This window comes from Rufibacter psychrotolerans, assembly GCF_016924645.1.
GTDB classification, from domain to species: Bacteria; Bacteroidota; Bacteroidia; order Cytophagales; family Hymenobacteraceae; genus Nibribacter; species Nibribacter psychrotolerans.
The window spans coordinates 337,811-351,860 of sequence record NZ_JAFFJV010000001.1 but is presented as its reverse complement, the minus strand read 5'-3'; the positions used below and the strand labels follow the sequence as shown (position 1 = coordinate 351,860).

Annotated in this window: 12 protein-coding genes; 4 read left to right on the top strand and 8 right to left on the bottom strand. The window is 59.4% G+C overall.

From position 1 onward, the window contains the following. Positions 1-144: 144 nt before the first annotated feature. From JT718_RS01375 to JT718_RS01360, 4 genes are all read right to left on the bottom strand, one after another. Positions 145-750, bottom strand: coding sequence for a hypothetical protein (locus JT718_RS01375; protein ID WP_205499873.1), 606 nt, complete (start codon positions 748-750; stop codon positions 145-147). A 1-nt stretch (position 751) separates the two neighbouring features. Continuing rightward, positions 752-1,564, bottom strand: a complete 813-nt coding sequence (locus JT718_RS01370) for a metallophosphoesterase family protein (RefSeq protein ID WP_205499872.1) — start codon at positions 1,562-1,564, stop codon at positions 752-754. 130 nt (positions 1,565-1,694) lie between these two features. After that, positions 1,695-2,291 carry a glutathione peroxidase gene (locus JT718_RS01365; protein ID WP_205499871.1) on the bottom strand — a complete coding sequence of 199 codons (597 nt, stop codon included), beginning with the start codon at positions 2,289-2,291 and terminating at the stop codon, positions 1,695-1,697. 64 nt (positions 2,292-2,355) lie between these two features. Further along, on the bottom strand, positions 2,356-3,069 hold the full coding sequence (locus tag JT718_RS01360; RefSeq protein WP_205499870.1) for a dienelactone hydrolase family protein: 714 nt from the start codon (positions 3,067-3,069) through the stop codon (positions 2,356-2,358). Positions 3,070-3,515: 446 nt separating this feature from the next. On the opposite strand from JT718_RS01360, the gene JT718_RS01355 reads away from it, so the two are divergent. After that, positions 3,516-3,815: a hypothetical protein gene (locus JT718_RS01355; protein WP_205499869.1), complete on the top strand. Its 300-nt coding sequence runs from the start codon at positions 3,516-3,518 to the stop codon at positions 3,813-3,815. Positions 3,816-4,106: 291 nt separating this feature from the next. Beyond that, positions 4,107-5,072, top strand: a complete 966-nt coding sequence (locus JT718_RS01350; protein WP_205499868.1) for a hypothetical protein — start codon at positions 4,107-4,109, stop codon at positions 5,070-5,072. A gap of 222 nt (positions 5,073-5,294) precedes the next feature. Here JT718_RS01350 and JT718_RS01345 read toward each other — a convergent pair whose 3' ends face one another. From JT718_RS01345 to JT718_RS01335, 3 genes are all read right to left on the bottom strand, one after another. Continuing rightward, positions 5,295-5,996, bottom strand: coding sequence for a response regulator transcription factor (locus JT718_RS01345; RefSeq protein ID WP_205499867.1), 702 nt, complete (start codon positions 5,994-5,996; stop codon positions 5,295-5,297). Between the two features lies 1 nt (position 5,997). Next, positions 5,998-7,104 carry a DNA alkylation repair protein gene (locus JT718_RS01340; RefSeq protein ID WP_205499866.1) on the bottom strand — a complete coding sequence of 369 codons (1,107 nt, stop codon included), beginning with the start codon at positions 7,102-7,104 and terminating at the stop codon, positions 5,998-6,000. A 99-nt stretch (positions 7,105-7,203) separates the two neighbouring features. Continuing rightward, complete coding sequence (locus tag JT718_RS01335; protein ID WP_205499865.1) at positions 7,204-8,406, bottom strand: alpha/beta hydrolase family protein; 1,203 nt, start codon at positions 8,404-8,406, stop codon at positions 7,204-7,206. A 353-nt stretch (positions 8,407-8,759) separates the two neighbouring features. Between JT718_RS01335 and JT718_RS01330 the strand changes: the two genes are divergently transcribed. Continuing rightward, complete coding sequence (locus JT718_RS01330; protein ID WP_205499864.1) at positions 8,760-9,071, top strand: hypothetical protein; 312 nt, start codon at positions 8,760-8,762, stop codon at positions 9,069-9,071. A gap of 32 nt (positions 9,072-9,103) precedes the next feature. On the opposite strand, the gene JT718_RS01325 is transcribed toward JT718_RS01330, so the two are convergent. Beyond that, a complete protein-coding gene (locus JT718_RS01325) occupies positions 9,104-10,381 on the bottom strand; it encodes a sensor histidine kinase (protein WP_205499863.1) in 1,278 nt (425 codons plus the stop codon). 431 nt (positions 10,382-10,812) lie between these two features. On the opposite strand from JT718_RS01325, the gene JT718_RS01315 reads away from it, so the two are divergent. Next, complete coding sequence (locus JT718_RS01315; protein WP_240336855.1) at positions 10,813-14,034, top strand: DUF3098 domain-containing protein; 3,222 nt, start codon at positions 10,813-10,815, stop codon at positions 14,032-14,034. Positions 14,035-14,050: the final 16 nt, after the last annotated feature.

Here is a 14,050-nt window from a genome sequence, read left to right as displayed (position 1 = left end):
AGGCACCAAAAGATTGCTTAATCAGGCAACAATATGTAAAATCTTCCCAATACTTTTCAACAGGTGGGCCCTCGTTTTCTTAACCCCTTCTGCCTCAAAATACTACCTATTTACTCCCCGCTCCAGTCCCAGACTTTTTGCCCGCTACAGGTACAGTTTGGCCCCCAGCGCCAGGTTAAAGATCTTGCCCGGGCTCAGGTACCTGGGGTTGGTGATGTACGAGATAAGGTATTCGCCCATGGTGCCCGCCTCATAGTACGCGGCCAGCCGGTTGACTTTTTTTACGCGGGTAAAGTTCACCTGCCCGCCCGCAAACAGGTAAAAGTTTAAGGCGGTGGAGAACCGGTAGTAGGAATTGGGGTACCGGCTCAGGTAGCGCTCAGAGGCAAAGAATTCTTCGCCGAAGGTATAGCCCAGTTGCACGCCCAGCGTGATGGGTTTCCAGTCCACGGCCTTGAGCCGGATGGACCGGTAGGGCAGAAACGTAGACTTTACTGCCAGGGTGAACAGGTCATCGCCGCCGGCAAACTTGGGCAGGTACCCCAACGACAAGTCTGTTTCCAGCTTACTGTTGAAAGCCTGCCGGCCCACCCCCACCGAGATTAGGCCAATGTCACCGGCAAACTGGGCCTTCACGTAATAAGGCGAGGGGTTGACCACGGAGTCTTGCGGGAGCGTTTGGGCGGCGGCGCGGTGGGCGGGCAGCCCCAGGGCCAGAACTAGCCCCCATAGAAGAAGAAAGCGCTTCATGTTAGTAGGTAATCCTTTCCAGTTGGTACCCGCCCTGCCAGAGCTTGAGGTAAGTGAAGCCCCGCTCCTTTACATAGGTGGTGACGTGGTACAGTACGTTGCCGTCATATTTGGCCTCGGTTTCCCAGCCGTGGCGGTGCCCGTGCAGGCTGAGGGGCACCCGCTGGCTGCGGGCCAGGGTCTGGTGGTACGGCAACTCCAGGGCTTGGTCAAAGTCACCGTCAAACGGGGGCACGTGCGAGAGCACCACCGCCTGCTGCCAGCCCTCTTCGGGAGACGGGCTTAGCTCGTTGGCCAGCCACTCCAGGTCGGGCACCTTGCCCCGGAAACCGTCTTCGCGGCCGTTGGTGTCCAGGAGCACAAATTTGGTGTGGCCGTACACAAAGGAGTAGTTGAAGGACCCGAACATCTGCCGGTACACCTTGCGGCCGTTGCCCAGCATGTCATGGTTGCCGATGACGGTGAGGTAAGGCCACCTAAGGTCTTTCATGATGTCATGCACCCAGCGGTACTCCTGTGACATGCCAAAGTCTGAGATGTCGCCCAGGTGCACTACCAGGTCAATGCGCGGGTAAGAGTTGGCTTTCTTCACGAAGTCCTGGGTGGCGTCATAGAACCGCTGGGTGTCGCCCATGAGCAGCAGGTGCAGGGTGTCCCGGGGCGTTTGGTCCTGTAGCCTGAGCAGGTTTTTCTGGGTCAGGTCTTTCTCGCTTTCCCGCAGGGTAATCTGGTTGGGATGGTACTCAAAAAGTCCCTCGCAGGAGAGCAGCAGGAGCAGCGGCAGGTAAAAAAAGAATGGTAAAGGTTTACGCATATGAGCGGTACTAAAGGGTAAGAAAACCGGCAAGCCTCTTTCCGGACTGCAGGTCTGAGCGAACCCGCCAGGCCTCGGAAAAGAGGCTACTGACGAGTGTGAAAAGTTATGGAGCGGTTTGGCGCAGCCTTTACCGGGCGGGTTTGGCAAGGGCGGCGGTCACTTCCTCGCCCGTGGGCGAAACAGCAGGCCCGAAATAGTGCGTGAGCACGCCCTGTTCGTCTACCAAAAACTTGCTGAAGTTCCAGTCGGGTTGGTGTTGGTTCCAGCCGTTCTGGTTGGCGTGGGTGAGCCACCGGTACACCGGGTGCTGGTCTGGGGCCTTCACCACCTTGCTTTTTTTGGCCAGCGGAAAGGTTACCCCGAAGTTGACCTGGCAGAACTGCGAAATGGTCTGGTCATCGTCCTGCTCCTGCTCCCTGAAATCATTGGCCGGGAACCCAATCACCACCAGTTGGTCTTGGTGGCGCTGGTAAAGTTCCTGCAGCTCCTGGTACTGGCCCGTGAACCCGCAGTTGGAGGCCGTGTTCACCAGCAGCACCTTTTTGCCCCGCAGCTGGCCAAAGTCCAGGGGCTGGCCGTTGTTAAGCACCGCCTCCAGGCGGTAGAAAGACTCGGCCGGGGCCACCCGCTGTTGGTTCTGCAACACCTTGCCGCGGCTGGTTGCTTTTGACAACCGCATGATCAAGGGGTAAAGCGTTTTTAAGATCTTTTTCTTTAAATCCATTGGAAAAGGTAGGTGAAAGGTGGAGGCAAACCGGGCTGCTTCTGGCCCGCCGGAACAGGTTCTCTTACGGTTTAGGCCTGAGCCTGTTCGCCAGGAAGGCGAGCGTCATGGCCCAGGCTTCCTGGGCGGCCTGCGGATGGTAGCTTTCGCGCTCATCGCAGTGGAAGCCGTGGTCTGCGTAGGAGATCACGGTGTTCACGTACTCTTTGCCGGCCGCCTGCACCGCGTTGATGATGAGGTCAATCTTTTCCTGCGGAATGTGCACGTCTTTGCCGCCCCAGAAAAACAGGTGCGGGCCGTGCAGGTGCGCCGCCTCCTGGGTCAGCGTGTGCAGCCCTCCGCCGTAGTAAGACACCCCCGCGGCAAGGGGCAGCACCGCGTTGGCCAGGAAAGCCACGCGCCCTCCCAGGCAGAAGCCAATGCTGCCAATCTTCTCCGGCAGCACCTGCGCCTGCTCTTGCAGCCAGCCGTGAACCGCGCGCAGGTCGGCGGTGAGGCCTTCCTGGGTAATGGCCTGGTAGTGCGGCATGATGGCGGAAAAATCGGCGTAGCTGGCTTCCAGGCGATGTACCGTGCGGTGGAACAGGTCGGGCGCAATGATGGCGTAACCTTCCTGGCACAGCCGCTCGGCAATGCTTCTGATGTGGCCGTTCACCCCAAAGGCTTCCTGCAACAAAATAATACCCGGGAAAGGACCCGCGCCCTCGGGCAGCGCCACGTAGGCGTCCAGGGAAGTTCCGTCCGCTACCGGAAGGGTAATGAAATCATGGTTGGTCATACAGCAACTGCGTTGTAGTAAGTAATAGCCGCTTAACAGTTTCACCGGGCCATCTGAGTTAGGACCGTTTTCTGGCCTTTTTCCCCTAAACCAGGAAAAAGAAGGATTGGCTTTTCAGGAGAGTCCTTTGACGTCTGGGCTCCCACGTTTGCGGTTTTATCCTTGCCGGGTGCAAAAATACACCGTCTCTTCGCTTTTACAGCAGCCGGGGCGCTATCCTAAAGCATAGTGGTACGGGCTGGTTCCTCTGGGTTTGGCAGGGCAGGCGCTTGGCGTTTGGGGCCTCTTTTCGGGCAACTGCCCGAGAAACACAATCGCGGGTACTGCCCTCTCCACGCTACCTTGCCTCTACCCTATCGTCACAAAGCTCTCTTTTACAGACAACTATCTGCCATAAGTCTCGTTTTAAAGGCTGCAACTACTCATGCACCAAAATAGATACAACTATGAAAAAGATATTTTTTGCGGCCTTCTTGGCCGCCGCCTTTCAGGTAAGCGCTGCCCAGGCTTCCGCGCCGGTAGCCCAAACCGCACAAGACACCACGCAGGTAAAGAAAACCAATAAAGAGCGGGCCAAACAAGGCGCGCACCAGGTGGGGCACGGGGCCAAGTCGGTGGGCAAGGGCACCAAGAACCTGGCGGTGAGCGGCGCCAAGGCCACGGCCAAGGGCGCCAAAAAAGCCGGTAAAGCTGTGAAGAACACCACTAAGAAAGGCGTTCAGAAAGTAGACGAGAAAATTGATTAGGCCCTCCCCGTCGGCCTGCAGAGAGCCTTACCCCCGCGGGTGAGGCTTTTTTGTGCCCGTTCCGTTTTGGGGGTCTTTTTGTCAAAACCGGCCCGAAACGCGCGTTCCCGCTGCTGCCTGCTGGGCGGCGGGCGGTAAACCGGTCTTTTTGCTGTACTTTGCCCAATGAGGCCGCTGGCACACCGTACAAATACTTAATTATCAATCCGCTAGCAAACTCAATTACGCTAGTCTCGTTTGCCTGTAAAGTGCCTTTTAGGTGCGGCAAGGGTACTTTAATGCAAAAGCGTCATGAAAAAAGGACTGAAGATTGGCTTGCTGGTGTTGCTGGGGCTGGTGATAGTAGCCGGCGTGGTGCTGGCCACCACGCCCACGCGCAAGTTACTTTCCCTCTTTGCCCCCAAGATAGACCGCCTGCGCATCACCGACACCCGCATCAATGAGGAAACCGTGACCATGAACGTGCTGGCCCGGGTGGAGCCCTCACTCCTGTCGGGTTTTGTGGACAGCATGGTGTACAAGCTCAGCCTGTTCGGAACCAAGATTGCCGAAGGGCAGAAATCGTTTGAGCGGGCCGAGCGGCAGGGCAATCCCCAGACACTTAAGCTTCCCATGACCATGAACCACAATGTTACCCGCGAGCTGGTGCGCCGCCAGGTGCAGGAAGGCGAAAAGGTAAAGGCGCAGCTGCAGATCTTCAGCGACGTGCCGCTGCTAGGCCAGCGCCGCTTCCTGGTTGACACCGACCTGGACATGGTGATTCCGGCCCTGCCCGGCGCCGAGGTCACCAACCTCACCATCACCGACTTCGGGCTGGACGAGATGGAGATGGTCATGACCATGCACCTGGACAACCCCAATGAGTTTGACTTCTACATCCGGGACATGGACATGACCCTCCACTTCCCCGAGAAGATGACATCGGTGGGCGGCACGGTCAAAGACTACCTGGTCAAGGCCCGCAGCGTGACCCCCATTCAGATTGCGGCCACCTCAGACGTGAAAAAGCCCCTGAAAACCACCGTGAAAACCCTCACCGGCGACCACACCTGGCCTTACTCCATGAAAACCCACATGGTCTTGGAACCCAAGAGCGATGTGGTGGGCAGGGTGGAGATGGACGCCGTGAAAACCGGCAAAATCAACGTGGTGCACCAGGTAAAGAAGATCATGGAGACCAAGAAGGAAGAGAAGAAAGCCGAAAAGGAGGAGAAAAAGCAAGCCAAAGAAGCCGAGAAAGCCACCAAAGCCCGTTAGCCGGTTTCAGACCGGTTTTCCCAAAAACAACCCAAAAACAACAGAACCGGAAGCGCAGCTTTTCTTCAGGCATTCCATGATTTTAGACTTCCCTCTGTTTGCCAACTGGTGTACGCCTCCCCTTAAAGCTCAGCCTCGTGCGCAGCCTCGCTAGTATGTAGCCTTTCGGCTTTGGCTCTTGGGGATTTAGGCCCGATTTCTAAAAAAACCTCCAAAACAGGCTTATTCCGCTATTTCCAGCTTGTAGCCCCGGCCGTGTACGGTGGTGATTTTCAGCGAGGCATCGGGTTGCAGGTATTTGCGCAGGCGGGAGATGAACACATCCAGGCTGCGGCCCACAAAGTACCCGTCATCTTGCCAGAGGCGCTGCAAAATCTCCTCGCGGCGCAGCAGTTGGTGCGGGTGCAGGGCGAACAGGCGTAGCAGCTCGGCCTCGCGGTGGGTGAGGGTGTGTGTCTGGCCGGCCACGTGCAGCTGCTGATTGTTGAACTCCAGCGAGGAAGCCCCAAACCGAAGGAGGTCCGGGGACCCACCGTCAAGGGGAGTAGCCGCTGCGGAGCGGGCCGTGCGCCGCAAGATGGCTTTCACGCGGTACACCAGTTCCTCCAGGCCGAAGGGTTTGGTTAGGTAATCGTCACAGCCCAGTTCAAAGCCTTGCAGGCGGTCGGCTTTCAGGGCTTTGGCCGTCAGGAACATGAACGGCACGTCTACCCCGCGCTGGCGCATTTCCCGGGCCAGCGTGAAACCGTCCAGTTTGGGCAGCATCACGTCCAGCACGCACAGGTCATAGCCATTCTGGGACACCGCGGCCAGGCCCTGCTCGCCATCGGGGCAGAGCGAGACGGTGTAGCCCGCGCTTTCCAGGCTGTCTTGCAGCAAGAACCCCAGGCTGGGGTCGTCTTCCACGATTAAGATGTGCGCCATGTTACCTGACCACCGTAAAGTCTGCAATTGCTTTTTCTTGCCCGTTCACGATCACCGAGACCCGGTGCCGGCCCGGGTGGTAGGTGCGGGTAGTGATATACCGGAAGCTCTGCCGGCGGGTCACCAGGACTTCCTCGCCGGGGGCCACCCCGCGCTCGCTGATCTTGAACACTTTGCGGGCCAGCGAGCCATTCGCTTTCTGGTAGTACACGCCGTATTCCAGCCTGACCTGCTGCGGGGTTTCCGCTAGATTTTTCAGAAAGAAGGAGAAAACCAGCTCCTGGCCCAAGGCCACCCGGGGCGTGAGTACCTTGAAATCTGCCACTTCCACCGGCGCCTCGCCCCCAAACCCGAAGTACTGCAGCGCCTGCGGGTGGCCTTGTTTGAGCAAGGTGCGGCAGCCGTGTTTCACTACCGCGTCAACGGCTTTGCTCTGGCCCTGCCAGCTGGTCAGCAGCTGCAACACCAGGTCAGGATGGTCTTTGGAGATGTCGTTGAGGTGGTTGGCCACGCTGCGGCGCACCGAATCGGCAGGGTCGGCTTTGAGGTTTTCCAGGATGGGCAACAGGGGCGCGGGGTCCCGCTTGAGGAACGGCAAGGCCATGGCCCAGGGCAACCGCGGACGGCTGCCTTCGCTGGCGAGCCTCCTCACTGCCGGGTGTGCATGCCCGGACCAGGCCAGCAACTGCGCCAGCATCCGGTCGGGGTATTTCAGAATGAACGGCCGCACGGCAAACTCACAGCTGATAAACTGCGTGATGCTTTCCAGGGCCTTAAGGGAGGTCTCCGGGTCCTCCAGCCCGTACAGCTCCACGTAATCTGGGAAGAACATGAACTCCACGTGCTGCACCGGAAACTGCCGCTCCCGCAGCTGCTCTATCACCTGCCCAATCGCGGCCACTGCCTCGGGGAAGGCCGGGGGCATAAACCGGTGCAGTACCTGGGCCGTATGGCGCATGCGCTCCTTTAACTCCTTGCTTTCCCAGCCCTCGGCAAAGATCTGCCGCGTGAATTCCTCCTGGTCAAAACCCGGCAGTACCCAGGCCAGCACCTGGCCGAACTGGTCATAGAACCGGGGCGAGTAAACTTCTTTCAGGGGCGTGGGCATGGCAAGGGCTTGGGGCGTTTGGGGGCTAATTTCACAAAAACCCGCCAAAAACCCCAAGCCCTTGTCACATGACCTTCAGGAATTGTCTCCGGAACGGCTTTATTGGTTTAACGACTCAAACCAGGGCAGCACGTCCAGCATCATGGGCTCGATGCTGGTACGGTGCGTGCCGTTCTCAATGGGGTGCAGGGTAACCTGGGTAGCGCCCTGGGCCCGGAACCGGTCATACGCCGTCACTGTGGTCTGGTAGAACACGGCCTCGTCCTGGGTGCCGTGATACAGGCGGGTGGGTGCCTGGGGTGTCCAATCCAGGAGGCTGTTCTGGGTGAGGGCCTGCTTCAGGGCGAGCTCGCCGGTTGGGCTGCTCAGGTTGGCGTAAAAGGTGGGCGCGAACAGCTGCGAGGGCGTGGTGGTGAGTTCGCTGTTGATCTGCTCCCGGTCTCGGGTGCCGTCTAACAGGCCGGGCAGTTTGCCGGCGTAGGGCTGCTGGAAGAAATCGGTGAAGGGGCGGTTCCAGCCGTAGGTGACGTTGTAGCCGTGCAGGATCAGGGGCAGGAAAGACGGCTCCACGTACGTGGGCACCGTGGCAATGGTGTTCATCATGCCTATCAGGTCATAGCCCCCGGCCCCGGCGGCCACCGCCGTGAGTTCCAGGTCATGGTCGGCGTCGGCCTCCATCTCTTTCTGGGCGGCCAGGGTCACGTACCCGCCCTCTGAGTAGCCCACCAGGAACAGGTTGTCGTTGGTGGCAATCTGCTGTTGCTGCAGGTAGAACCTGGCGGCCTTGAGCATGTCTACCACGGCGGCCGCCGAATGCTCCTCGTCATAATAAGGGTGCACCAGGTCTTTGGTGGTGCCGTACCCTATGAAGTCTGGGATCACCGTCACGTAGCCCACCGACCCGAACAGCTCAAACCCCGAGAAGCCGGCCGGGAAATTGGAGGGCGCATCGGCATCGGCGAAGATGGTGCCGTGCTGGGCGCTCACCATGGCCGGTGCTCCGGGCGTGCCCTTGGGGATGCAGAGCAAGCCCGAGGCCTGCACCCGGCTCCCCTTGTAGGTGGTGTTATAGACAAACTCAAAGAACTCTACGTCATAGTCCAGGTACGCGACAAAGTTGGTGAACCCGGCTGCGGTGGCGTACACCTGCAGGGCCTCGTTGGGAATGGTGCCCAGGGACTTGGCCGAGACGAAATACTCATTCTCGTCTGGGGTGGGCTCCTCATCGTCTGAGAGATCGCAGCTACTGAGGACAACCAGCGCCAGCACCAGCCAGCGCCACGTGAGTAGGTTCTTTTTCATAGTTGAACGGGTTAGGCTATACCATGCTTCTTTCATTTTGCAATTGATAATCAAGGTATTAATTATTTCCAGCAGAAAGAAGCAAAATGCAACTAAATACAGGTAAAATCCTTCCCCTGCCTGGAACAGACCCGCTTCTATAGCCACTCTACAGGCAGGCCGCCGTCTGGCCCACCATGAAACCTTTGAACGAGCGAGAGGACGGGCCTGAGGTTTTTGGCTGGGTAGCCTGCGGGGAACGGTTCACCTGAGCCCCACTTTACCATACCTTAACATTGCCACCAAAAAAGGTAACAATTTCTTTACACTGCTCTACCCGCTAAAAAGTACCTTGTCTTACTAAAAGCACGGGTATGAAAGTAGTACGGGTACATACATTGCTGACCGACCTGGAGCCCCTGATGGAGGAGGTGGAAGTCATGACGGGAGGTTACCTCACCGAAGAGCAGACCATTTACTGCCAGCGCCTGGAACTGCTGGGCACGCCGGCCGGAGAGCCCCCGGTGAAGTTTTACGTGGATGAGAACGACCGCCTTTTTGCCTTTCACTACGCCCGCCGGCTAGACCTGCAGAAAGCCATCTGCGCCGTAGATTATTTTCCCCACCACTGCCCCGGGGAAGTCAGCAAAGTCTCTGGCCTGCTGCTGGCGGCCATCAGAAAATAGCCCGTTTTCCTGAAAACGGCCCTAAAACAGCCTCACCGCACCGGCAGCACCAGCCGGAAACAGGTGCCCTGCTGCTCGGCGCTTTCCACGGTAACCTGGCCGTGGTGGGCTTCCATGATGGCTTTGACGTAACTCAACCCCAACCCGAAGCCTTTCACGTTGTGCACGTTGCCGGTGGGCACCCGGTAAAACTTGTCGAACAAGAACTTCTGGAACTCCTGCCGGATGCCCACGCCCTTGTCGCGGATGCTGATGAGGATGCCTTGCTCTACATCGCGGGTGCTTACCTCAATCTCCGGGGCCTGGGGCGAGTATTTTTCGGCGTTGTCAAGCAGGCTGTAGAGGGCGTTGGCCACGTGCAGCTCATCGGCGTGGATGAAGGGATTGGTGGCCTGCAGGTCCAGGCGCAGGTGGCCGGCCCGTTGCTGCAGCCGGGGCGTGAGGTTCTGGCCGGTTTGCTGCAGCAGGGCGTGGAGGTCTACGGGTTCTTTCTTCAGGGCTAGTTCCCGGCTTTCCATGGTGGCCATCTGCAAGACGCGTTCTACCTGGGCCCGCAGCCGTTCGTTCTCCGCGTGAATCAGGTCGTGGTAGCGGGAGAGCCGATCGGCGGGCAGCGTTTCGGCGCGTTTGCGGAGCACCTCGGCGGCCAGCCCAATGTTGGTGATGGGGGTTTGCAGCTCGTGAGTGAGGTTGTTGATGAAATCGGTTTTCAGCTCAGAGAGGCGTTTCTCGCGCAGGATCTGGAGCATGGTATAGGCGAAGAACAGCACCACCAGCAGCAGCGCGCCCGTGCTGTACCACCAGAACTCCATCTCCTTAAGGATAAACGAGGTTTTGCCCGGAAACACCACCGCCAGGTTGTACAGTGGCACGCTCCCCTCCCGCGCATGCCTGATCACCGGCGCCTCTGGCCCCGCCGTGGAGCGCTGCGGGGCCGCCACGTACTGCCCAAACATGAGGGTATCATCCAGGCTGTTGTAGAGCCCAAACTCATAGCGCTCCTGCAACTGCCGTTTGGCAAGTTCCTGCTCCAGCAACTTGCTGGCCTCCGCGGGGTCTACCGGCGCGTTCAGCTCGGCCACAAAGAAGTTGGAGGCCACCTGTTGCACCGGCCTGGCCGAGGCTACCGGCTGTGGCGCCCGGGCCAGCAGTTGGTCAGCTACCTGCGTGAGGGCCACCTGCACGCTGTGGTTGAACGCCCGCTCCTGGGCATTGTAGGCTTTGTGCAGCCACACCAACTGGGCACTCAGCAGCGCCACCAGCGCCACGCACGCCAGCACCAGAATGGTCTGAATTTTCCGTCGGCTCATAGCCCTAAAATAGGCAATTTCTACGGCTCTTCTACCCCGTTAACAAGTCGTTAACATCTTTTTACAATCCATTAACCAGGGTCTGTTCCGGGAGCCAGTATGTTTGTAGAGAGGCAGATTGGGTGGTTTGAGTAACAAATTTTCAGAAATACGGCTTGCTCTCTACCCTCTGTGAGAAATTGGGCGGCCTCTGGCCGCGTTGCGGATTCCCTGTTTTCCGCCTGTTGTTGGAAAAACAGATTGAAAACAGGCAACCTCCGCCTGAAGCAAGAACAGATGAACCATTCAATATTTTCCCCAACGCGGCCAGATGCCGCCCGATGGCTCACACTCGCCAGAGGCGAGCGAGGAATAAATGGAAGGAGGAGAATATCAGCCTTGATACCAACTAAAAGAGATTTCCGATTGGCAACCCATAACCCAGTACACCCATGAACACCCTTACCCAAACCCTTAGCAAGCCTGGCACCCGGCCAGCTTTCCTGTTCACCAAACGGCAGTTTACCCCCTTGTTTCTGGGCATTGCGGTGATAGTGGTAGGGTTTATCCTGATGGCCAGTGATCCTGCGCCGCACGGGTATGGCTTTCTGGGGCTTACCCTGGGGCCGCTGCTGGTGGTAGTGGGTCTGGTGCTGCCGTTTTTCGGGGTTTTCCGGCAGAACGGGCCCAAAACGCAGGAGCCGCCTGCCGCCTGGCGGGTGTACCGTAGGGTAGATTTGGCGCTGGGGGTGGCGGCGGGACTCCTTGCCTTAACCGTGTACGTGCTCACGCTGGAGCCCTCCACCAGTTTCTGGGACACCGGCGAGTTTATTGCGGCGGCGTACAAACTGCAGGTGCCGCATCCGCCGGGCGCGCCCCTGTTCCTGCTCATCGGGCGGCTGTTTACCTTGCTGAGCTTTGGCGATACGACCCAGGTGGCCTGGTGGATGAACTTCCTTTCGGCCCTGAGCAGCGCGGCCACGGTGTCGTTCCTGTTCTGGAGCATCACCCTGCTGGCCCGGCGCTTGCTGCCCCTTCCGGCGGATGGTCCCACGCCCGTCCAACGTGCCCTCCTGCTGGCCAGCGGGGCCGTGGGGGCGCTGGCCTTCGCCTTCACCGATTCTTTCTGGTTCAGCGCGGTGGAGGCCGAGGTGTACGGCATGTCGTCGTTCTTCACGGCGGTGGTGGTCTGGGCCGCCCTCAGGTGGCAGGCCGAGGCCGACCAACCCGAGGCGGACCGCTGGCTCCTGTTTCTGGCCTACCTGGTGGGGCTGTCCATTGGCGTGCACCTGCTTAACCTGGTGGCGCTGCCGGCCCTGGCGCTGCTGGTGTACTTCCAAAAATACCAGCCCACCAAAGGGGGGGCGCTTCTGGCCTTAACGGTGGGCGGCGCTTTGGTCTTGGCGGTCATGGAAGGCGTGATTACGGGGCTGCCCTCGGTGGCCGGCTCTCTGGAGGTGCTCCTGGTGAACAGCCTGGGATTGCCGTACGGCGCGGGTGCAATCGTATTTCTGCTCGGGCTCTGCGCGACCATCTGGTACGGGCTGCGCTGGACCCGGAGGACCGGACGAGTGCTGGGGCACAACGCCCTCATCGCCTTGGTGCTGGTGTTGGTGGGCTACTCGTCTTACCTCATGGTGCCCATCCGGTCTAGCTTCAACCCGCCCATTGATGAGAACAACCCCGAAAACCTGCTTTCCTTTGTCAGTTATCTCAAACGCGAGCAGTACGGTAGCCGGCCGCTGCTTTTTGGGCCGCAGTTCAACGCCCAAGCCGAGAGCGTGGCGAAAACCAGCCCCATTTACGCGCCAAAAGACGGTCGGTACGCCGTGGTAGACCATAAGTACGAGCCCGAATATGCAGACCGAGACCAGACCCTGCTCCCGCGCCTGTATTCAGACCAGCCGGTGCACCTGCGGGCGTACCAGTACTGGGTAGACGTAGAGCAAGGGCAGCGGCCCACGTTTGGGCAGAACCTGAGCTTCCTGTGGCACTACCAGCTCAACCACATGTACTGGCGGTACTTCGGGTGGAATTTCGTTGGCCGCGAGAGCGACGTGCAGCACGCCGGGGTGCTCTGGCCCTGGGAAAAGAAATCTGATGCGCCCTCGCCCCTCGCGGAGAGCAAGGCCCGCAACCAGTTCTTCCTGCTGCCGTTGCTGCTGGGCGTTTTGGAGCTGTTTTTCCAATTCCGGCGCAAATCCACTGATGGTTGGGTGGTCCTTTTGCTGTTCTTTTTCACCGGCATGGCCATTGTGCTGTACCTGAACCAACCGCCCGTGGAGCCCCGCGAGCGCGATTACACCTTTGCCGGCTCTTATTACGCCTTCAGCCTTTGGATAGGGTTGGGCGTGCTGGTCTTGCAGGCGCTCTTTCAAAAACTGCTCAGATCCGAAAGGCTCTCGGTGGCGGTGGCCACGATACTCTCCCTCTCGGTCCCTACCCTGTTGCTGGCCCAGGGCTACGATGACCACGACCGGTCTGACCGCTACCACGCCCTGGATTCGGCCCGAAACCTGCTTAGCTCCGTGGCACCCAACGCCATTCTGTTCACCAACGGCGACAATGACACGTTCCCGCTCTGGTACGCTCAAGAGGTGGAAGGTTTCCGGACCGATGTGCGCGTGCTGGTGATGACCTACCTCAACACCGATTGGTACATTGAGCAGGCGCGGCGGCAGGTGAACGCCTCGGCCCCGCTGCCGGGCACCCTGCCGCTGGAGCAGTACGCCTTCAGCCACAACAACTATCTGCCCTACGTGCCTAACCCCAGCGTGCAGACCAGCGGCATGGACCTGACCCAATACCTGGCCCTGCTCCGGCAGAACCACCCAGCCCTGCAGATGCAGACGCAGGACGGCCGTACCCTTAACACGCTGCCCACCAAGCGCCTGCGGCTGGCCGTAGATAAACCAACCGTCCTGCAAAACGGAACGGTCTCCCCCGAACGGGCTAGTCAAATAGCCGACACGATGGAATGGGAACTGCACGCCGGAGCCCTGGAGAAGAAACACCTGTTCATGCTGGACGTGATTGCCACGAACCAGTGGCAGCGCCCCATCTACTTTGCCAGCACCGGTTCTGAAACCGCTGAACTGGGCCTGCAGCCCTTTCTACAGCTGGAAGGACAGGCCCTGCGCCTGGTGCCCGCCCGCAACCCAGATCCGGAGGCCGAGGCCTTTGTGGACCGTTCCCGCACCCAGGCCAGCCTGCTGCAGAAATTCCGTTACACGGGGCTAAGCAACCCAGACCAGCCGTATGAGGAAAATTTTGTGAACCAGATAGTACCCGTGTACCGCCGTGCCTTCGCCGCCCTGGCCTCGGCGCACCTGCGGGCCGGCGACACGGCCCAGGCCCGCCGCGTGCTGCAAGCCTGCCTGCAACTGATGCCCGACCACGGCGCTCCGCACAACTTTGAGAGCACGGTGTTGGTCCTGCCCCTGGCCCAAGCGGGGCTGTTGAAAGAAGCGCAGCAACTGACCCAACTGCTGGCGCAGCGCTACAGCGGTTTGCTTGCTTATTACGCCGGGCAGCCCGCCTACTTTGAGCGGGAAAAACAACTGAACCTGTTCGGCTTGCAAAACCTGGTGCAGGCGGCCCATGCCGCCCAGTTGCCCGGGGCCGCCCGGCTGGAGGAAGTTTTCCTGCGCCATTACAACGCCCTCCGGCCCTGACATTGGAGGAAGTAGG

Bases quoted from the DNA above. Each gene is read 5' to 3' on its own strand.
- JT718_RS01375 (WP_205499873.1), bottom strand. From the start codon at position 750: ATGAAGCGCTTTCTTCTTCTATGGGGGCTAGTTCTGGCCCTGGGGCTG.
- JT718_RS01370 (WP_205499872.1), bottom strand. From the start codon at position 1,564: ATGCGTAAACCTTTACCATTCTTTTTTTACCTGCCGCTGCTCCTGCTG.
- JT718_RS01365 (WP_205499871.1), bottom strand. From the start codon at position 2,291: ATGGATTTAAAGAAAAAGATCTTAAAAACGCTTTACCCCTTGATCATG.
- JT718_RS01360 (WP_205499870.1), bottom strand. From the start codon at position 3,069: ATGACCAACCATGATTTCATTACCCTTCCGGTAGCGGACGGAACTTCC.
- JT718_RS01355 (WP_205499869.1), top strand. From the start codon at position 3,516: ATGAAAAAGATATTTTTTGCGGCCTTCTTGGCCGCCGCCTTTCAGGTA.
- JT718_RS01350 (WP_205499868.1), top strand. From the start codon at position 4,107: ATGAAAAAAGGACTGAAGATTGGCTTGCTGGTGTTGCTGGGGCTGGTG.
- JT718_RS01345 (WP_205499867.1), bottom strand. From the start codon at position 5,996: ATGGCGCACATCTTAATCGTGGAAGACGACCCCAGCCTGGGGTTCTTG.
- JT718_RS01340 (WP_205499866.1), bottom strand. From the start codon at position 7,104: ATGCCCACGCCCCTGAAAGAAGTTTACTCGCCCCGGTTCTATGACCAG.
- JT718_RS01335 (WP_205499865.1), bottom strand. From the start codon at position 8,406: ATGAAAAAGAACCTACTCACGTGGCGCTGGCTGGTGCTGGCGCTGGTT.
- JT718_RS01330 (WP_205499864.1), top strand. From the start codon at position 8,760: ATGAAAGTAGTACGGGTACATACATTGCTGACCGACCTGGAGCCCCTG.
- JT718_RS01325 (WP_205499863.1), bottom strand. From the start codon at position 10,381: ATGAGCCGACGGAAAATTCAGACCATTCTGGTGCTGGCGTGCGTGGCG.
- JT718_RS01315 (WP_240336855.1), top strand. From the start codon at position 10,813: ATGAACACCCTTACCCAAACCCTTAGCAAGCCTGGCACCCGGCCAGCT.